Here is a 19367-nt window from a genome sequence, read left to right on the forward strand (position 1 = left end):
CTTCCCATCGATAATGTGAGGCTGTCGGCGCGATTTAGGGAAGAGTGCGATGAACATGAAAACGTCCGTGGCGATCGAGAAGGCGATGCCTGTCGCCGATCCCGATATTGCGCGCACCGAGTTTCGCAATGCCATGGCACGGATGGCGGCGGCCGTGAACATTGTCACGACCAATGGCCCCGCGGGGATCGCCGGCTTTGCTGCGACCGCCGTCTGCAGCGTTACCGACAGCCCGCCAACCCTGCTCGTCTGCCTCAATCGCGGCGCGTCCGTTCATCCTGCCGTCACGCAAAACGGCGTGCTCTGCGTCAATGTGCTGTCGGAAGCGCATCAGGACCTGTCGCGGCTTTTCGGCGGCAAGACCCCGGTTGCCGAGCGCTTCGCTGGTGCCTCCTGGTCGGAACTATCGACAGGGGCGCCGGTGCTGGAAGATGCTCTCGTCTCGTTCGATTGTCGCATCGTTCGTCAGGCCGATGGCGGCACGCATGACATCCTGCTCTGCGAAGTCGATGCTATTCGTCAACGTGACGAGGGGCAGGGGCTTATCTATTTCGACCGGGCGTATCATCCCGCCGGTCGGACCGAGTAAGCCGACTTTCTCGTCGTTTCACATCAGAAAGTTCTCGATCGCCTGCAGAACCTGGGCAGGGCGTTCGCGATGCGGCACATGCCCGGTATCCGGCATGATATATATCGAGCCATGTCCGGCCGCGATGCGGCGTGGATGGGCTTCGGAGCCATATTCGTCGCGGTCTCCGTGGATGGCGAGCACCGGACAATGAAGTTTTTTAAGCGCCGGATCGAGGGCCCAACCCGCGCGTTCGGGAGCGAGCCAGGTGTCGATCCAGGCGTGCAGCACCCACTCGGCCTTGCTGCCGTGATATTTGGCAAGCCGGGCGAAGGTTTCGGCCGATTTGAATTCCTGCTGCGCGATCCGGATGCCCTGAAGGGTCTTTTCCTCCACGAAAGCCTGGGCGGCGATGGTGATCACGGCGTGGCAGCCTTCGCCAAATCTTGCCCCCGCCTCCACCGCCATGCCGCCCCCGACGCTGTGCCCGCAGGCGACGAAGTCTCGAACGGACAATTGTTCGCAAAGAAGCGGTACGAAACGCTCGGCCTCCGATGCGATAAAATCCTGTGTCAGAAGATCGTCGCGGGCATCGGACCGGCCAAAGCCCAGCCGATCATAGGCGATGACCCTGCGACCGAGGGAATGCGCGAGCTGCTCCGGGAAATCCCGCCAGAGCGTGACGCATCCGAGGGAGTCGTGAAACAGGATGATCGGTTGCTGGGATCTCAGGAGGGTTGGCATCCATGATTTGGCATAGAGGCGCCTGCCGGAGCTCTCGATCCAATGGTCCGTTTCAGCGATCTCTGCCATTTTGTCAGTAATTTTCCTGATACCACTCGACGAAGCGCTTTACGCCCTCATCGACTTCGATCTGCGGCTTGAAGCCCGTCAGCGCCACCAAGAGGTCCGGCACGGCATAGGTGTTGTGGACGTCCCCGGGCTGCATCGGCAGCATCTTGCGGATCGCCTTCTTGCCGAGCATCGTCTCGATCGTTTCGACGAATGTCATCAGCCCGACGGGCTGGCCGCCGCCGATGTTGACGACCCGGAAGGGCGCATTCTTCGACAGGGTGTCGATGATCGTCTCCGACACGATCCGGTTTTCCTCCGACGGCACGACGCCGATGAGGCGCACGATGCCTTCGACGAGATCGTCAATATAGGTGAAATCGCGGCTCATCTTGCCTTCACCGTAGATCTCGATCGGCCTGTCGTTCTTGATGGCGTCGACGAATTTGAACAGCGCCATGTCCGGGCGCCCCCAGGGGCCGTAGACAGTAAAGAAGCGGAAAGCGGTCGTGGGCACGTTGAAGAGATGGGCGTAGCTGTGCGCCATCAGCTCCATGCTCTTCTTGGTCGCCGCATAGATCGTCATCTGCTCGTCGGCCTTGTCGCTTTCGGCAAAGGGAATCTTCTCGTTGGCGCCGTAGACGGAGGAGGTCGATGCCAACAGCAGGTGCTTCGGCTGCAGGGTTCTTGCCAATTCCAGAATGTTGAATGAACCGACAAGGTTGGAATCGACGTAGGAGCGCGGATTTTCGAGGCTGTAGCGGACGCCTGCCTGGGCGGCGAAGTGGACGATCACGTCGGGCTCGGCGAGTTCGGCTGCATGATCCAGCGCTGCCTTGTCCTCCAGCATGCCTGTTACGGCCTTGAAACCGTTGGAACGCGCGAGGATGGCGGTGCGCTTCTCCTTGAGCTTGACGTCGTAATAGGGCGTCATGCCGTCGAAGCCGACGACAAAGTGGCCTTCGTCGAGCAGGCGCTTGGCAAGGTGGAATCCGATGAAGCCGGCGGTGCCGGTGATGAGATAGCGCATGGTTCCGCCCTTACTTACAATGTTGCGTCGCTGGAGGGTCTGCCGACGCTGGTATAGGCAAAGCCATGCTTTGTGACCTCGTCATGGCGGTAGATGTTTCTAAGATCGACGAGGACAGGCGCCTTCATAACGGATTTAAGTCGGGCGAAATCCAGCGCGCGGAACTGGTTCCATTCCGTCACGATGACGAGCGCGTCTGCGTCGCGCGCGGCGCTATAGGCATCCTCGGCATAGGCGATGTTGTCGATGACCAGGCGTGCGTTGTCCATGCCTTCGGGATCGTAGCCCGTCACGGTGGCGCCTGCATCCTGCAGCGTCTGGATGATCGAGATCGCCGGGCTGTCGCGCATATCGTCGGTGTTCGGCTTGAAGGTCAGGCCGAGGACCGCGATCGCCTTGCCTCTGATATCGCCGCCCATGGCCGCGATCACCTTGCGGCCCATGGCGCGCTTGCGGTTGTCGTTGATCGACACGGTGGTTTCGATCAGGCGCACGGGGCTGTCGTAATCCTGCGCCGTCTTGGCAAGCGCCAGCGTATCCTTCGGGAAGCACGAGCCGCCATAGCCGGGGCCGGCGTGCAGGAACTTCGAGCCGATGCGGCCGTCGAGACCGATGCCGCGCGAGACTTCCTGCACATTGGCGCCGACCTTTTCGCAGAGATCGGCCATCTCGTTGATGAAGGTGATTTTCATGGCGAGGAAGGCGTTGGCCGCGTATTTGATCAGCTCGGAAGTGCGGCGGGAGGTGAAGAGCAGCGGCGCCTGGTTGAGATAGAGCGGCCGGTAGACTTCGGTCATGACGCCGCGGGCACGCTCGTCATTGAGGCCGATGACGATGCGGTCGGGACGCTTGAAGTCCTCGATTGCGGCACCTTCGCGCAGGAATTCCGGATTGGAGACGATGGCGACATCTGCTTGCGGATTGGTTTCGCGCACGATGCGTTCCACTTCGTCGCCGGTGCCGACCGGTACGGTCGATTTGGTGACGATGACGGTGAAGCCCTTGACGTGCTCGGCGATCTCGCGAGCAGCCGCATAGACGTAAGAGAGGTCGGCATGGCCGTCGCCGCGTCGCGAAGGGGTGCCGACCGCGATGAAGACGACGTCGCTTGCCGCAACGCTCGCCTCCACTTCCGTCGTGAAGGAGAGACGACCGGCGCGGACATTGTCTGCCACGAGCTGCTCGAGGCCCGGCTCGAAGATCGGTATTTCGCCGCGCCGTAGCGCTTCGATCTTGCTCGTGTCCTTGTCGACGCAAATGACATCATGGCCGAAATCGGCAAAGCAAACACCTGACACAAGCCCCACATAACCCGAGCCGATCATCGTGATGCGCATGAAATCTCAATCCTTTTGCTGGCGCCGGGCTTCGCATAAAAACGCAAAGGCGGCATGGGTGATTATCTGCGCTTATACACAGGATCGCAGGTGACGCCTATATGCGATGCTGGGTTTAGGAGGATTGCGACAGAAGTGTCACAAAAGCTTGGTTGATTTCCTGCTGTTCTATTCGCGTGATCACCTTGTTTTTCAAGTGAAACGAAGCCTTTGCACTTTAAGCTTATCATCCCCATCGCTTGTGATTGGCAGCATGTTGCCACATGATGAGTTTGGGCGCAGTCGTTCCGCAGGGGCGGCGGTGTAGTGGGCGGTTCGGGACTATTGCATGAAATCGACTTTTGCCGTGCGGACAATGCGGGCTGGCGAGCTGGAGCTTGCTCTGGAATGGGCACGGCAAGAAGGCTGGAATCCCGGCATTGACGATGCGCTCGCTTTCTGGGAGGCAGACCCTGCCGGTTTTCTGATCGGCGCCATTGGCGAGGTGCCCGTCGGTTGCATATCCGTCGTTCGTTATGGTGAGGCCTTCGCTTTTCTTGGTCTTTACATACTGCATCCGGAGTTGCGTGGGCGGGGATACGGCAAGCAGCTCTGGAACAAGGGCATGATGCTTGCCGGCAATCGCATTGTCGGGCTGGATGGGATCGTCGCGCAGCAGGAAAACTACCGGCGGCACGGTTTCGAGACGGCCTATCGGACGCTGAGGTATGGCGGCATCCCCAAAGTGCCTGAGGTGGACGAACAGCAGGCAAGGCAGGTGATGCCGGTCGTGGGCGGCAAGCTCGAAGCGCTGGTGCATTATGATGCGGAAATCTTCCCCGGCCTGCGTCATTCCTTCATCCGGGCCTGGTGCGGTGCCCCCGAAAGGCGTGCATCCTTCATCGTCGGTGGTGGCAGCAGGGTTCGCGGCTATGGCACGATCCGCCGCTGTTTCGAGGGTTACAAGATCGGTCCGCTTTTCGCCAACAAGCCGGAGGTTGCGCTTGCGTTGATGAGCAAGCTGCTTGCCAAGACCAATGGGCAGCCCGTGTATCTTGATGTGCCGGTCGATAATGTCCAGGCGATCAGGCTTGCGGAGGATTGCGGTCTGTCTCCGGTGTTCGAGACGGCGCGCATGTATCGCGGCAAGGCACCGGAAATCCCGCTCGATCGCGTGTTCGGTGTCACCACGCTCGAGCTCGGCTAGATTTGGCTCGTCCGCCTGCTGGGAGCGACGGCAACATTAACGTTAACAAACGAATAACGGTCCTGCCGGAGGTTTAATCAACCTTAACGGGCTGCGTCTTCGACCCAGGCGCTATATAAGTCCTGCGGGGGCGCCAAGGGGAAGTTGAACAATGATTGTTCATTTTCTGTTGGAGTCGGCTATGCATGTCATGGAAAGTATTAACCGGCAGACCTGGCGTAATCCCTGGGCCTTGCGTGACTATCGCCGCAGCAGCGGCTATCTCAACGAAGGCGAGCGTGCCGCCTTTGCTATCGCTGCCCCGCAGACGGGCAGGGGGCGCATTCTCGATATCGGTGTCGGCGGGGGCCGCACCGCGCAGCTCTTACGGGATTTCGCAAGCGACTACATAGGCATCGATTATACGCCGGAGATGGTCGCGCTCTGCCGAAAGAACCATCCAGACCTTCGGTTCGAGCATAGGGATGCACGCGATCTTTCGGCATTCCATGATGCCAGTTTCGATATGGTCGTCTTCAGCTATAATGGCATCGATTCCGTCGATGCGGCAGGGAGGCTAGCCATCCTGAACGAGGTGGCGCGCGTTCTTGTTTCCGGCGGTGCTTTCGTTTTTTCGACCTTCCACCGCGGCTGGGGTGGCTTCGATCATCGAGTCGACTATCGCCGGCTGGAATGGACATCCAATCCGGTGAGGCTCGGTTTGCGAACCCTGCGCTATGTCGAGGGCCGCATTTCCGGCACGCTGCGCCAGCGTCGGCTCAAGCCGCTCGAAGAGCGAGATGGCGAACATGCGATCCTGCTGCATGGCGCCCATGATTTCGGCGTGATGGTCTATGCGACGACGCCGGCGCAGGTCCAGTCGCAACTGGCCGATGCCGGTTTTGCCATGCCGGCGCTGCTCCTCGATCTCGATAGCAAGCCGATCGGTGCGGTGGCGTCGTCAGGGCACGAATATTTCCATGTCGTCGCTCATAAGCCGGGCCTTTGACAGGCAAGGCCATCGGCCAGATAAGAGTAATCTGGAGGCCCTGTCTGGCCGATAGCCGGGAAAATTCCTGTTGGAGGCGCTGATTCGTCATGCAAAAAGCCGAATCTCCTGAGACAACAGGGTCGCTTTCCCAAAAACAAAGCTTTATAGATGCGCGGGTTTGAGCAAGGCGCGCCGCCGCGCGCAGGAAGCGGGAATGGATAAATGACGAATGTTGTAGTGATCGGCTCGCAATGGGGTGACGAAGGCAAGGGCAAGATTGTCGACTGGCTTTCGGAACGCGCCGATGTGATTGTACGCTTTCAGGGCGGCCATAATGCCGGTCATACGCTTGTCGTCGATGGCGTCAGCTACAAGCTCGCGCTTTTGCCTTCCGGCCTCGTGCGCGGCAAGCTCAGCGTCATCGGCAACGGCGTCGTGGTCGATCCCCATCACTTCGTCGCCGAAGTGGAAAAGCTGCGCGCCCAGGGCGTCGCCGTTACGCCTGACGTGCTGCGCATCGCCGAGAATGCACCTTTGATCCTGTCGCTACATCGTGATCTGGATGCCATGCGCGAAGATGCCGCTTCCAATAGCGGCACGAAGATCGGCACCACGCGCCGCGGTATCGGCCCGGCCTATGAGGACAAGGTCGGCCGTCGCGCCATTCGCGTCATCGACCTTGCCGAGCCGGAAACGCTGCCGGCCAAGATCGACCGGCTGCTGACGCATCACAATGCGCTGCGCCGCGGCATGGGCGTCGACGAAATCTCCTTCGATGCCCTGCATAACGAGCTGAGCTCTGTTGCGGAGCATATTCTTCCCTATATCGACCAGGTCTGGCGTCTGCTCGACGAGCAGCGCAAGGCAGGCGCTCGCATCCTCTTCGAAGGTGCGCAGGGTGCGCTTCTCGACAACGACCACGGCACCTATCCCTTCGTGACGTCCTCCAACACCGTTGCCGGCCAGGCAGCTGCCGGTTCGGGCCTCGGTCCGACGGCGCTCGGCTATGTGCTCGGCATCACCAAGGCCTATACGACCCGCGTCGGCGAGGGACCGTTCCCCTGCGAGCTGCATGACGAGATCGGCAAGCACCTGTCGACCGTCGGCCGCGAAGTGGGCGTCAATACCGGCCGTCCGCGCCGTTGCGGCTGGTTCGATGCCGTACTGGTGCGCCAGACCGTGAAGACTTCTGGTATTACCGGTATCGCGCTTACCAAGCTCGACGTGCTCGACGGCCTGGACGAGCTGAAGATCTGCGTCGGCTACAAGCTCGACGGCAAGGAAATCGATTATCTGCCGGCAAGCCAGGCAGCGCAGGCCCGCGTCGAGCCTGTCTACATCACGCTCGAGGGCTGGAAGGAATCGACCGTCGGCGCCCGTAAATGGGCCGATCTGCCGGCGCAGGCGATCAAATATGTCCGCCAGGTGGAAGAGCTGATCGGTGCGCCGGTGGCGCTGCTTTCGACCAGCCCGGAGCGCGAGGACACCATACTTGTGACTGACCCCTTTGAGGGCTAAAGTTGCGTATCTATGACGAATCCCGGCCCGGCTGCACACCGGGTATCATGAGAAAGTACTGATGGCGGATTTTGTAGCAGTTATTCGACGGGCCGTTGACGGCCTGACGGACAATACTCCCGAGATGCGGGTCAAGGTTTACGATCGAGCTCGTGGTGCCGTGCAACGGCAGCTCGAGAGCATGAAGCCGCGCCCGCCCGAGGAAATGCTGCGCCGCCAGCTCGACAAGCTCGAGGCCGCGATCGTCGAGGTCGAGGCCGAACATGCCGAGGCCCTGCCGGACAGCGAGGAGCCCCCGGTTGCCGAAGCGCCCGTGCCGCATGAAGAGGCTGGTGTCGAGCCCGCTCAGGACTATCATGCGGCCGAGGAAGTACACGCGGAACCGCATGCAGAAGAGCCTGCACAGGCTCCTGCCGAGGTGCATGTCCCTGAAGAACCCAACGTCGCACAAGCCGAGCACGAGCAGCACGCCTATGAGGAGCCGACCGCACCTACCGAGCCGGATCATGCGCATGAGCACCAGCCGGCAGAGGAATGGCGGGAACCGCATCACGAAGAGGAGCCCTATGCTCCGACCGCTGAACATGCCGGCGTCGAACACCATGCCGAAGTTCATGAGGAGCCGGCCCCTGAGCCGGTTTCTCATGAAGAGCTCAAGGGTGATGGCAACGAGCCCCAGCATTATGCGGAAGAGGCACCGGCAGCCGCTGCCGAGCCTGTCCCCGCGCCGCGCGTGCCGTCGCCGGCTGACGATGTCATAAGCCAGGTTGAACAGATCTGGGCGGAGGTGGATGCACCGACTTCCCATGCTGCGTCCCAGCCGTCGGTCTCCCGCCACAGCGAGCCGGTCATGCCGGCCGCGGCTTTTGCGGAAGCACCCTTCGGCCAGCCCGTTGAGGGGCCTGTCAACGCGAAGGCGGCAGCCACCAACACCGGCTTTGCCTGGGACGCGGATGTCTTCGAGGAAATGCAGCCCGCATCGGCAGCTTCCAAGCCCACGGAGCAGCCAGCTCGGCAAATGCCTGAAAATGCCTTTGACGATGTCGATCTCTTTGCGGATGTGCATCCGTCCAATAAGACGGCGCCCGAAGCCGATGCCAACAACGACGGCTGGCGTGAACTCAAGGAGCTTGCCGGTTTCGACAAGCGTGCTGGCGACGAACGTGGCGGCGGCTCTGCCGTTCCGCCCGATCTCGATCAGGCGATGGCGGCGAAGCTACAGGGCCGCAGCTTCCGCATGGAGCCGAAGCGCCGTCGTATCAATGTCACCGGCATCATCGTTACGCTCGTCGGCCTCGCGGTGGTCGGAGGTGGCGGTTACGCAGCCTGGCTGAACCGCGATGCGCTCAACAACATGGTGACGAAGCTCGTCAGCTCCGCTCCGAAGAACGCGACGGCGCCCTCGACGTCGGATACGGCAAGCGGCAAGGCACCGAACAATGGCAATGCTGCAGCTCCTGCCCAGCAGGCGGCTGCGCCGCAACAGACCAACACGGCCGCTCAGCAGCCGGCAGGCGCCGGCAACACGGATGTTGCGGCTTTGGGCAGCGACCCGAATACGGTCAATACGAAGTTCACGCAGCGTCTTCTGGCGAATGGCACCGAAGAGGACGAAGGGCCGGCTCCGAACGGGCAGCCCGGCGTCGCGGAAGGCAAGTCCGTAGCCGAACAGAATGTTGCCTCCGCTGCACCCGCCGCTACGGCAACGCCGCCGGCCGCCAACAATGCCGGTGCGAATCAGAGCCAAGCTCCTGCGACCACCGCACCGAACACGCCCGCCGCTTCGACGGACCAGCAGGCGCCTGCCGCCAATCAGCAGCAACAGGCCGCCAACCAGCCGCCGCCCGTAACACAGCAGACCGCTCCGGCAACCGATGGACAGAAGGTTTTCCTCTATGAGGAGCGCCTCGGTCAGACGTCGCCCACGGCTTTCCAGGGCACGGTCAGCTGGTCGCTGCAGGAAGGTAAGGGGCCTGACGGCCGGCCGGAGCCTTCGGTGCAGGGTCTCATCACCGTCCCGGATCGTGGCCTGACGGCGACGATCACGGTTTCGCGAAACTCGGATTCCTCGTTACCGGCCAGCCATCTCATCGAGCTTGCCTTCCAGGTGCCACCGAATTTCGAAGGGGGGGCGATCGACAACGTCCAGCGCGTTGCGCTGAAGGCGACCGAGCAGGATCGCGGCGATGCGCTGATCGCGGTTCCGGCTAAGGTCACTGACGATGTCTATATGGTGGCGCTCAACGATTTCCCGGATGCGCGCAAGACCAATCTCGATCTTTTGAAGAGCCGGAACTGGATCGATATTCCGGTGGTCTATCGTAACGGCCGTCGCGCCTTGCTGACCATGGAAAAGGGGCCGGTCGGAACGGATGCCTTCAACAAGGCGATTTCGGAGTGGCAGGCACTTGGCGGTGTTGCCTCGAGCGGCCAGTAAGTCGTCTTAAATCTAATGGATATGGAAAAGGCGGGCTTTCGGCCCGCCTTTCTTGTTACGCTTAGTATGTGCTGAGCAGAAAGCGTTACGCCGTTGCTTCGACGACGCGCAATGCCTTGGCGCGTTCCAGTGCATCCTTCTGCACGGCTTCCTGCACCTTTTCGAAGGCGCGAACCTCGATCTGGCGGACACGTTCGCGGCTGATGTCGAACTCAGACGACAGATCCTCCAGCGTCACCGGCTCGTCGGCGAGACGGCGCGCCTCGAAAATGCGGCGTTCGCGGTCGTTCAGGACGCCCATGGCGCGCGCCAGCATGCGGCGGCGGGTGTCGAGCTCGTCCTGTTCGATCAGCACGTCTTCCTGGCTGTCGTGGTCATCGACGAGCCAATCCTGCCACTGGCCGGAATCGCCTTCGGAAGCCTTGATCGGCGCATTCAGCGAAGCGTCGCCGGAGAGGCGGCGGTTCATCGAAACGACCTCTTCTTCCGAGACATTCAGCTTGGTGGCGATCTCGGTGACATGTTCCGGCTTCAGATCGCCATCGTCGATGGCCTGGATGCGACCCTTCAGACGGCGCAGGTTGAAAAACAGGCGCTTCTGGTTGGCGGTCGTGCCCATCTTTACGAGCGACCACGAGCGCAGGATATATTCCTGGATCGAGGCCTTGATCCACCACATGGCGTATGTTGCTAAACGGAAACCGCGTTCCGGGTCGAACTTCTTTACGGCCTGCATCAGGCCGACATTGCCTTCGGACACGACTTCGCCGATCGGCAGGCCATAGCCGCGATAACCCATGGCGATCTTCGCCACGAGGCGCAGATGGCTGGTAACGAGCTTATGGGCAGCCTGACGGTCGGCATGTTCCGCATAGCGCTTGGCGAGCATGTACTCTTCCTGCGGTTCCAGCATGGGGAACTTGCGGATCTCGTCGAGATAACGATTGAGGCCGGCTTCTCCGGCAGCAATGGACGGTAAGGTATTACGGGCCATGATTGTGCACCCTCCTATTCGAGATTTGGTTCCTTCTGGGGGCGTATTTGCGCGCCTTCTGCGAAGCGGACCAAGGCGTACGGGTCCGGGGACCCCGCACTTAACCAATGTAAAGATAAGTACGGCGAAACGGTGATTCAAGGATGCGGTCACGCAAGTGTTATAGCAGCGTGACCGCAGGTCTCGCCGGAGTATCGCCCTTGAGGTTATCCTCCCGAACAATCCAGCGCCATGCGGCATCACCACATCGACCTCCCAAACGCGGTTGCGTTTTCGGTCAGTACAGGCGCTCGGACATCGGTCCTTCATACGCGATATTATAGGGCGGAAGGGGGCGGGCGTCCAGTCATTGTGATGTTCGGCGTCTATTCCCTGAGTGCCGCCGCCAGTTCTTCCATATCCTCAGGCAATGATGCCTCGAAGTGCATGACCTCGCCGGTGCGGGGATGCTCGAATTGCAGCATATAGGCATGCAGTGCCTGGCGCGTGAAGCGATGGACGGCCTGCTTTGCGGCTTCCGGCAGGAGGTTGGCCTTGGTCTTGAAGCCGCCTCCGTAAACGGCGTCGCCGAGCAGCGGGTGGCCAATATGCGCCATGTGCACGCGGATCTGATGCGTTCGGCCGGTTTCCAGATGGCACTCGATCAGTGAGGCAAGCGCGGTCGCGTCCGGTGTCTCGTGAAAGCGCTCCAGCACCTCGTAATGCGTGATCGCCTCGTCGGCATCCTGCGAATCCGGGCGCTTGACGGCGCGGCGCGTGCGGTCGCTGCTCGACCGGCCGAGGGGTGCATCAATGGTGCCGACAAGCTGGCGGGGACGTCCCCAGACGATCGCCTGATAGGCGCGCTCCAAGGAGGTCGTGCGGCCGTGATCGGCAAACTGCAGGGAGAGATGCCGGTGGGCCACATCGTTCTTGGCGACGACCATGACGCCGGTCGTATCCTTGTCCAGCCGGTGCACGATGCCCGGGCGGCGAACGCCGCCGATGCCGGAAAGGCTGTCCCCGCAATGGTGGATTAGGGCGTTGACCAGGGTCCCCGTCCAATTGCCGGCTGCGGGATGGACGACTAGCCCGGCAGGTTTGGAGATGACGATGACATCGTCGTCCTCATAGAGCACATCCAGCGGAATATCCTCGCCCTGCGGCGTCGGGTCTTCCGGTTCGGGCAGGGTGATCTCGTAGACGTCGCCGGGCCGCACCTTGCGCTTGGCGTCTGTCACCACTGCGCCCTTGAGCGTAACGGCGCCGTCCTTGATGAGTCCTTGCACGCGGCTGCGGGAAAATTCCTCGCCGATCTCGGCCGTCAGCCAGGAATCGAGTCGTCCTTCGGCATTTTCATCGGCGGTTAGGACTTTTCTATTGTCTGCGGCTTCTTTAAAGGGGTCGCTCAAACATATTCTCCGGCGCATAAAGCGCTCTACTGGAAGCAAGGACGCATCGATGACGAATCTCGAGCCAGACGATCAAGAGGAAAAGCCCCTCGATCCGGCCCTGGAGAAAGTCCGACGCAAGATGATCCGCCTGCAGATCGTCTCTGCGGCCGTCATGGTGGTGAGCCTTATGGCTGTCTTCGGCGCCGTTGTCTACAAGACGATGAAGCCGGCGGCCAAGCCTGCGGGCCAGGCGGCATCCGCCATCCCGTCCGATGCCCCGGTTGCGGTGACGGCATTGCTGCCGGCGGGCTTTATCGTTCAATCCACGGCGCTCTCGGGCAATCAGGTGCTGTTCTACGGTACGCTTGCCAGCGGCCAGCGCCAGGCTATCGTCTTCGACTACGGTATTGGCCGCATCGTGGCGACCATATCGCTCGCCAACTGACGGCCTGACGATGACGAGCGCGCGGCTCATCAAGATAACGCATCCCGGCGATCCACGTATCGCCGAATTCCGCAATATCCGAGAACGCGATCTGACAGGTCGAGAGAACCGCTTCATAGCGGAAGGAACCGTCGTGCTGCGGCTTCTCGCCGGCACGCATGCGGCAGCCGGGGATTTCCTCGCTGAGAAAGTGCTGCTGCTTAAAAATCGCGTCGCTGGACTTGGCGATATCATCGACACGTTCCCACCGGAAGTCCCGATCTATATCGCCGAAGCCGAGGTGCTCGACGGCATTGTCGGCTTCCATCTGCATCGCGGGGTCCTGGCGCTGGGGCGTAGAACAGCTGAAGACGGGACGAGCGACCTATTCGACCGCCTCCCAAAGCAGTCGCTGGTGCTCGTCGGCTGCGGCATTTCCAATCATGACAATATGGGTTCGATGTTCCGCAATGCCGCGGCCTTCGGCGCGGCTGCGGTGCTACTCGACGAAAGCTGTTGCGATCCGCTTTACCGCAAGGCGCTGCGGGTTTCGGTCGGATCGATCCTGACCGTGCCCTATCGCCGGCAATCAAGCGGCGTTCAGCTGCTTGCGGGGCTTGCCGAGCATGGCTTTGCGATCTGGAGCCTATCGCCGCGAGGCGCGGTCGATATTCGCGACGTCCCGGCTTCGGAGCGCATGGCGCTCGTGGTCGGCACGGAAGGGGAGGGCTTGCCCGCAAGCATTCTCTCCGCCTTCGGCAGCGTGCGGATTCCGCAGGCGCCGGGATTGGACAGCCTCAATGTCGCGACGGCGAGTGGCATTGCCCTTTTCGAGATTGCCGCAAAGAACGGGCGCATCTGAGCGGGTTGCTCATTGGAGCTCAGGGATGCTTCGGCAGTATTGCGGCGACGCGGTCGGCGAGGCTGATGCGCGCGCCGGGTTCGGCGGGGTCCTGATCTTTCGGCAGGAGATCGAAGATCGGCGAGCCGTCGCCTTCCTTGAGTGCCGTCAGCGCCACCATGTTGGCAGCGATCTTGGCAATCTCCTCGCGCATGGCTTCGTCATGCGCTGGCGTGCGAGCCTTCAGCAGGCGGTCCGATAGGGCCGCTGCGCGATTGCGAACCTCTTCCGTCATCTGGGTGATTTCGTCTTCCACTTTTCGTTCCGGTTCCGCCACCTGCGGCGGCTCGCTTATGGTTCCTTGCTCACCGGCACTGCCCGCAATTATCGATGGGGCAGCGAGTTTCGGCGTTCTTGTGGCATTCTTCGGCGGCGTGAGGCCAGCGGCGCGCAACGCCTTGCCGGCTTCCTTCGATTCCTTGATGGCAGCCTCCAGCCGCTCCCTTAGGCGAACGACATCCTGGGCGTGGCGTTCGATCGCGGTTTCCTTGTCGGCGCTGCCAGCAATCTCGCGGTTGAGGCGTTCCTCAAGCCGCTTGTTCTTGTCGCTTTCCTGGCGCAGCGACTGTTCGGCATCTGCGGCGCGCAGGCTTGCCGCATTCAGCTCCTGGCGCAACGTATCGCGTTCGTCGCGTAATGTATTGATGCGCAGCTTCAGACTCTCGATCTCGGTTTCGCGGGCTGCCAGATCGATCCTGAGATTATCGGCATCGGCACCCATTTTCGTCATCCGTTTGCGCAAGCTGTCAATATCGGCTTCCTTCTCGGCGCTGGCCTGCTCGGCGGCGTGGATGCTTGATTTCAGCTGGCTGATATAGCTCTCTTCCTGGCGCAGGCGTGAGCGCAGCTCGCCTGCTTCCACCTCCAGATCGTTGATGCGGGTCTGCAGCTCCGCACTTGCGGCGGAAAGACGGCTTGCTTCCTGCTGAAGTTTGCCGTTCTGGATCTGCAGCGCAACGGTCTTGTCGCGTTCCTGCGTCAGGGCATGTTCTGTCCGCGCGTTTTCAGCCGCAAAGAGTGCGCGCGCCATGTCCTTCTGCGCGCGCACTTCCTGCGGGCTCAAGGGCATCGTCGCCTTCAGGCGCTTTTCGGTGAACCAGACGATACGACGATGGATTGCCGGCGCGATGAGAAAGACCAGCAGAGCGGCCGTCAGAAAGCCCAATCCGAACAAGAGAGCAAATTGAATCACGACGCAGCCAGTATCCTGGAGTTATGTTCGATATCGATAAAATGATTAATCATGGGTTAGCCATGCGGGCAAGCGTTTAACGCGGATATGGTTTATCGGCCCGGTGCCGGTTTTGCGGAAAGAAAAGGCCCGCAACTGAAGCGGGCCAAGGCGTGTGCTGCTTGGGAGATCGTATCAGAAGTCAGTTCAGAAAGGATTCCAGGTCGGGTTCGGCGTGACTTTAAGATAGCCCATGTTGATGCCGAGGCGTGCGCCAAGGCCAGTGCGGATCGGAACGAGCACGATGTTGTTGTTCTTCAGGACGGTCATGCCGAAGCCGGCAACCACGAATGCCTGGCCGCTGACGCCGCCGAAGCGGGTGTAGACGCTGTTGATGCTCGGCAGATCATAGACCAGCATCATGACGCGGGTGCCCTGGCCGCCGTAGTCCAAGCCGAGCGAAGGTCCCTGCCAGTAAAGCGGATGCTCGCCGGCATTCTTGGTGTTGAGCTGGCCTTCACCATAGGTCAGGCCTGCCAGAAACGCGCCGGAGCCTTCCTGGCCGAGGATGTAGCCATTCGGCAGGCCATATTGCTGGAAGGCGCGCTCGACCACCTTAGCAAGACCGCCGCTGGTGGAGCCGAAGAAGGAGTGGCCGGCATCGACGATTTCCTGGGCCGAATATTGATTGGTGGGCGCGGCAGCGGCCTGACGGACCGGCAGCGTGAAACTCACAAATGCGACAATGGCCAGAATCAGGCCGAGGCCGAGCGTTCTGGTGCCGGGGCTTGGCATTCTCTTCAGGAATTCATAGCGCATGGAAGTCTTCCGTTCATCATGGTCGGTGCAACAGGGACGAATAGGCAACGCATTCGCCTGAATGCGCCATGCATGGCACGCCCCCATTTTCAGACCATTTCGCCCATCTCTCGCAGGACGAATCGCGTGCGAAAAAGTCTGATGGTGATGAACGCATTTTGCGTCGATGGTCTTAACAATCGGTTTACCAAATATGGTGTCATTATGGCGCGCGGTACACTGGCTGCGAAACCCTCGGGCAACCTTACCGTGGCAAGGTGGAACTACTCGCTTTGCCCTGTCAGCATTCAGGAGACAATGAATGTCGAAAAATCCCAACCTCACTCTGACCGGACCGGATCTGGCCGCGCTGCTGTGTAGCCGCGTCTGCCATGATGTGATTTCGCCGGTTGGGGCGATCAACAATGGCCTGGAGCTGCTCGACGAGGGTGGTGCCGACGCCGATGCGATGGATCTGATCCGCACCAGTGCGCTCAACGCGTCCGTCCGCCTCAAATTCGCGCGCCTTGCCTTTGGCGCGTCCGGTTCGGTCGGCGCCTCGATCGACACCGGCGAAGCGGAGCGGGCCGCCAAGGATTTCGCCGCCGCCGAGAAGAAGACCGAGGTCAGTTGGATCGGTCCGCGCGCGATCATCGCCAAGAACCGCGTGAAGCTGCTGCTCAATCTCTTCCTCGTTGCCTATGGCGCCATTCCGCGTGGCGGCAATATCGAGGTCACCCTTGAAAATCCCGAATTCGAGGCGAAGTTCACAATCACCGCCAAGGGGCGGCTGATGCGTGTGCCGCCGAAGTTCGCCGAGATTTGCTCCGGTACGCTGGAGGAAGCCGTCGACGCTCATTCGATCCAGCCCTATTACACGGTGCTTCTGGCCGAGGAGAGCGGCATGGAGCTTTCCTACAATGCGACGCCGGAGGAACTGACCTTCGTGGCGGCCATGGTTGCCCAATAGTAGGTCGATCTGTCGACGTTTTCGCCCGCAGTCGACCGTCGGCTGCGGGCTTATTTTTTCGTGTGTCGAAAATTCTGTGCAATCTTGGGGTTGTCCGCTCAATTGATAATGTAGCGGTAACGAATCCTTAGCTTGCTGCTCCTATCGTTTCAATTTGAAGCCGATGTCGGATGATGGCGGCTGATGCCAGGGAGCTCACACATGCAGCGGTTCATGATAACGGATACGTCGGATGTCGTACGCAAGGTCGGCAAACGGATCCTGTCCGAGCTGGATTTTCTCGTGAGCGAAGCCGGGGACGCCCGCGAAGCGTTGATGCGCTGCCAGGCCGAAATGCCTGACTATCTGATCGTCGATGCCGGAATGGAGGGGGCGCTCGAGTTCATCGCCAGTATCCGCGCGATGCCTGAAGGCAAGGACGTGAAGATCTATTACTGCGTCATCGAGGCCGATCTTCGCAAGCTGATGGCCGGGAAACGAGCCGGCGCGACCGATTTTCTGCTGAAGCCATTCGATCGCAAGATCCTGACGGCCATCTTCGGCAATCGTGCCGCGGCCGCCTAATTTCAACGGAACACATCGAAACAAGGATAGCCGCTCTTCGAGGCGGCTATTATTTTGCGCTGCGTTGAGGTCAACAAAAATCCCGCCTGAAAAGGCGGGATTTTTGTGTGTCGGCAGTAAAGGCGGGGAGGCGGCTCAGGCGCTTTCGGCGAAATCGCTGCTGTCGGGCTCGCGCAGCACGTAGCCGCGGCCCCACACGGTTTCGATGTAGTTGGCGCCGCCGGCGGCGTTGGCGAGCTTCTTGCGGAGCTTGCAGATGAAGACGTCGATGATCTTCAGTTCCGGCTCGTCCATGCCGCCATAGAGATGGTTGAGGAACATCTCCTTGGTGAGCGTCGTGCCCTTGCGCAGCGAGAGCAGCTCCAGCATCTGATATTCCTTGCCGGTCAGATGCACGCGCTGTCCGCCGACTTCGACGGTCTTGGCGTCGAGGTTGACGATGAGCTCGCCGGTCATGATCACTGACTGGGCATGGCCCTTGGAACGGCGGACGATAGCGTGGATGCGGGCGACCAGCTCATCCTTGTGGAAAGGCTTGGTCATATAGTCGTCGGCGCCGAAGCCGAGGCCGCGGACCTTGTCCTCGATGCCTGCCATGCCGGAGAGGATGAGGATCGGCGTCTTGACCTTCGAGAGGCGCAGCGTGCGCAGCACTTCGTAGCCGGACATGTCGGGAAGGTTGAGATCGAGAAGGATGATGTCGTAGTCGTAGAGCTTTCCGAGATCGACGCCTTCTTCACCGAGATCGGTGGTGTAGACGTTGAAACTTTCGGATTTGAGCATCAGCTCGATGCTCTGCGCTGTCGCGCTATCGTCTTCAATGAGTAGAACCCGCATAATTGTCCCCTTTACCGCCGCCGAAAGGTCGTCAGCCCCTTAACGCGATACCGATCAAATCACTGCTTGATTTGGAAGCTGCCATGCAATGGTTAACAAATTCTGATTCACTCTGGCAAGTCGTATCGAATTTATTAAATAATTTTTCCATTGCTCTGTTTTCCAATGACAATCAGTAAAATCGACTCCTAAAGTATTGCATTAACAACCAACGCCAAGTGATTCATCTGACTCACCAATGCCGACATGTCGAATTCCGACCACACCATTTACCGAGCCTTAAATCATTGCGCCTATCATTAACGATGCCCGTAAACGAAAGGTTACCAGCGGTAGGCTTTTATTAAGATCGCTGGAAATTTTTTTAACCAAGCCGTCTCAAAGCGGTTCGGCGAACGGGAATATCGAGAGCCGGGGTCTCGCATCACGGGAGTAATGCGTATGAAGTCACGTGAGAGCCTTGTTCGCCTGAAAGAGTTTCAGGTGAACGAAAAACGCCGTCAGCTGCAGCAGTTGCAGATGATGATGGCGGAATTTGACCGCATGACGAAGGAACTGGAAAGCCAGATCGTCGTCGAGGAGAAGAAGTCCGGCATTTCCGATCCGAGCCATTTTGCCTACCCGACCTTTGCCAAGGCTGCCCGTCAACGTGCGGACAATCTGCAGGTTTCGATCCGGGAGCTGCAGGTTCAGGAAGAGGCGCTGGAAAATTCGCTTGAGGAAATGCAGGCCGAATATGCCAAGGCCGCAGCGCTCGAAGAGCGTGATGGTTCGAGTCCGGCGCGGGCACGCGCCTGAGATCGCAATTCCGTCTTCTCCTTCGGATTAAGCATGATTGCGTTCCGGTACGGAGCTTATCTTCGGAATGCGAAGAGTATGACGGAAGAGCATGAAAGCTGCGCATGACTGGCCGTGATGGGGCCGGCCATGCGCAGCTTTTGCGTTTTCGAAGGTAATCCGACCGATTGGACGGATTGTGCCCCGCTTGGTCATGCGATGCGCGCATGCTGCCGTACTTAAAGCACCGCGTTTTAGAGATTGACGACGTCGCGCCAGTCATCATGGCGTTGTGCCTGCGCCTTGAAGAAGGGGCAGAGCGGGATGATTTTCCAGCCGCCGCGGCGCGCCTCTTCGACGGCGTGAAGCGCCAGCGCCTGGCCGACTCCCTTGCCACGCAGGGCATCCGGTACGCCGGTGTGATCGACGATGATCAGCTTGGGAGACGTGCGGGAAAAGGTCATCTCCGCCTCGTAGCCCTCGACCGTTGCAAAATAACGGCCGCCGGATGCATTGTTTTCGTCGCGGATATCCATGATTTTCTCCCTTGTCGCGTCTGATGCAACGAGGATTGCATGCGCTCCGGCGTCTGCCAACCGTCGAGATTGTTAACGGATCGTCTTCGTTTAGGTTGATGTCAAAATACGGACCTACCAAGCTCCTTACCGTTCGGCGGGCTAGACGCTAGGGGCGCACTTCAACAAATAATTCGGGCCTCCT

The 19367-nt window shown here is 60.2% G+C and carries 19 protein-coding genes; 10 read left to right on the forward strand and 9 right to left on the reverse strand.

From position 1 onward, the window contains the following. The first annotated feature begins 49 nt into the window (after positions 1 to 49). Positions 50 to 589 (forward strand): flavin reductase, encoded by a 540-nt coding sequence (locus PH558_RS02100; RefSeq protein WP_483314113.1) that lies wholly within the window; start codon positions 50 to 52, stop codon positions 587 to 589. An 18-nt stretch (positions 590 to 607) separates the two neighbouring features. On the opposite strand, the gene PH558_RS02105 is transcribed toward PH558_RS02100, so the two are convergent. Genes PH558_RS02105 through PH558_RS02115 form a run of 3 tightly spaced genes read right to left on the reverse strand, consistent with a single transcriptional unit; the run spans position 608 to position 3727 of the window. Next, positions 608 to 1381 (reverse strand): alpha/beta fold hydrolase, encoded by a 774-nt coding sequence (locus PH558_RS02105; RefSeq protein ID WP_285201935.1) that lies wholly within the window; start codon positions 1379 to 1381, stop codon positions 608 to 610. Positions 1382 to 1385: 4 nt separating this feature from the next. Beyond that, the gene (locus PH558_RS02110) at positions 1386 to 2390 is read right to left on the reverse strand and encodes an NAD-dependent epimerase (RefSeq protein ID WP_285201936.1); all 1005 of its coding nucleotides are present in this window, start codon (positions 2388 to 2390) and stop codon (positions 1386 to 1388) included. 14 nt (positions 2391 to 2404) lie between these two features. Beyond that, a complete protein-coding gene (locus PH558_RS02115) occupies positions 2405 to 3727 on the reverse strand; it encodes a UDP-glucose dehydrogenase family protein (RefSeq protein ID WP_113395477.1) in 1323 nt (440 codons plus the stop codon). A gap of 328 nt (positions 3728 to 4055) precedes the next feature. Between PH558_RS02115 and PH558_RS02120 the strand changes: the two genes are divergently transcribed. The 4 genes from PH558_RS02120 (at position 4056) to PH558_RS02135 (ending at position 9838) form a co-directional block, all read left to right on the forward strand. Then, the gene (locus PH558_RS02120; protein ID WP_285201937.1) at positions 4056 to 4913 is read left to right on the forward strand and encodes a GNAT family N-acetyltransferase; all 858 of its coding nucleotides are present in this window, start codon (positions 4056 to 4058) and stop codon (positions 4911 to 4913) included. Positions 4914 to 5103: 190 nt separating this feature from the next. Further along, entirely contained in the window at positions 5104 to 5901 is a 798-nt protein-coding gene (locus PH558_RS02125; RefSeq protein ID WP_285201938.1) for a class I SAM-dependent DNA methyltransferase, read from the forward strand. A 204-nt stretch (positions 5902 to 6105) separates the two neighbouring features. Further along, positions 6106 to 7401 (forward strand): adenylosuccinate synthase, encoded by a 1296-nt coding sequence (locus PH558_RS02130; RefSeq protein ID WP_095435621.1) that lies wholly within the window; start codon positions 6106 to 6108, stop codon positions 7399 to 7401. A 61-nt stretch (positions 7402 to 7462) separates the two neighbouring features. Next, positions 7463 to 9838, forward strand: coding sequence for a hypothetical protein (locus tag PH558_RS02135; RefSeq protein ID WP_285201939.1), 2376 nt, complete (start codon positions 7463 to 7465; stop codon positions 9836 to 9838). Positions 9839 to 9923: 85 nt separating this feature from the next. On the opposite strand, the gene rpoH is transcribed toward PH558_RS02135, so the two are convergent. Both rpoH and PH558_RS02145 read right to left on the reverse strand, forming a co-directional pair. After that, positions 9924 to 10832, reverse strand: a complete 909-nt coding sequence (rpoH, locus tag PH558_RS02140; protein WP_069611726.1) for an RNA polymerase sigma factor RpoH — start codon at positions 10830 to 10832, stop codon at positions 9924 to 9926. A 365-nt stretch (positions 10833 to 11197) separates the two neighbouring features. Beyond that, positions 11198 to 12223, reverse strand: a complete 1026-nt coding sequence (locus PH558_RS02145) for an RluA family pseudouridine synthase (RefSeq protein WP_095435619.1) — start codon at positions 12221 to 12223, stop codon at positions 11198 to 11200. A 49-nt stretch (positions 12224 to 12272) separates the two neighbouring features. On the opposite strand from PH558_RS02145, the gene PH558_RS02150 reads away from it, so the two are divergent. Together PH558_RS02150 and PH558_RS02155 are read left to right on the forward strand one after the other, a co-directional pair. Continuing rightward, positions 12273 to 12650 (forward strand): hypothetical protein, encoded by a 378-nt coding sequence (locus tag PH558_RS02150; protein WP_095435618.1) that lies wholly within the window; start codon positions 12273 to 12275, stop codon positions 12648 to 12650. 10 nt (positions 12651 to 12660) lie between these two features. Beyond that, on the forward strand, positions 12661 to 13491 hold the full coding sequence (locus PH558_RS02155) for a TrmH family RNA methyltransferase (RefSeq protein WP_285201940.1): 831 nt from the start codon (positions 12661 to 12663) through the stop codon (positions 13489 to 13491). Positions 13492 to 13510: 19 nt separating this feature from the next. Here PH558_RS02155 and PH558_RS02160 read toward each other — a convergent pair whose 3' ends face one another. Together PH558_RS02160 and PH558_RS02165 are read right to left on the reverse strand one after the other, a co-directional pair. After that, the gene (locus PH558_RS02160; protein WP_285201941.1) at positions 13511 to 14722 is read right to left on the reverse strand and encodes a coiled-coil domain-containing protein; all 1212 of its coding nucleotides are present in this window, start codon (positions 14720 to 14722) and stop codon (positions 13511 to 13513) included. Between the two features lie 186 nt (positions 14723 to 14908). Then, positions 14909 to 15520: a DUF1134 domain-containing protein gene (locus tag PH558_RS02165; RefSeq protein ID WP_285201942.1), complete on the reverse strand. Its 612-nt coding sequence runs from the start codon at positions 15518 to 15520 to the stop codon at positions 14909 to 14911. A gap of 301 nt (positions 15521 to 15821) precedes the next feature. Between PH558_RS02165 and chpT the strand changes: the two genes are divergently transcribed. Together chpT and PH558_RS02175 are read left to right on the forward strand one after the other, a co-directional pair. Continuing rightward, positions 15822 to 16469 carry a histidine phosphotransferase ChpT gene (gene chpT, locus PH558_RS02170; protein ID WP_285201943.1) on the forward strand — a complete coding sequence of 216 codons (648 nt, stop codon included), beginning with the start codon at positions 15822 to 15824 and terminating at the stop codon, positions 16467 to 16469. A 201-nt stretch (positions 16470 to 16670) separates the two neighbouring features. Then, positions 16671 to 17033, forward strand: coding sequence for a response regulator (locus tag PH558_RS02175; protein ID WP_095435613.1), 363 nt, complete (start codon positions 16671 to 16673; stop codon positions 17031 to 17033). A gap of 135 nt (positions 17034 to 17168) precedes the next feature. Here the strand turns inward: PH558_RS02175 and ctrA are convergent, their stop codons facing one another. Beyond that, on the reverse strand, positions 17169 to 17870 hold the full coding sequence (ctrA, locus tag PH558_RS02180) for a response regulator transcription factor CtrA (protein WP_069611718.1): 702 nt from the start codon (positions 17868 to 17870) through the stop codon (positions 17169 to 17171). A gap of 441 nt (positions 17871 to 18311) precedes the next feature. Here ctrA and PH558_RS02185 point away from each other — a divergent pair, with 441 nt between their 5' ends. After that, positions 18312 to 18668, forward strand: a complete 357-nt coding sequence (locus PH558_RS02185) for a flagellar export protein FliJ (RefSeq protein ID WP_095435612.1) — start codon at positions 18312 to 18314, stop codon at positions 18666 to 18668. 233 nt (positions 18669 to 18901) lie between these two features. Here the strand turns inward: PH558_RS02185 and PH558_RS02190 are convergent, their stop codons facing one another. Beyond that, on the reverse strand, positions 18902 to 19183 hold the full coding sequence (locus PH558_RS02190; protein ID WP_285201944.1) for a GNAT family N-acetyltransferase: 282 nt from the start codon (positions 19181 to 19183) through the stop codon (positions 18902 to 18904). Positions 19184 to 19367: the final 184 nt, after the last annotated feature.

The organism is Rhizobium pantanalense, from assembly GCF_030182525.1.
In the GTDB taxonomy this organism is placed as follows: domain Bacteria; phylum Pseudomonadota; class Alphaproteobacteria; order Rhizobiales; family Rhizobiaceae; genus Rhizobium.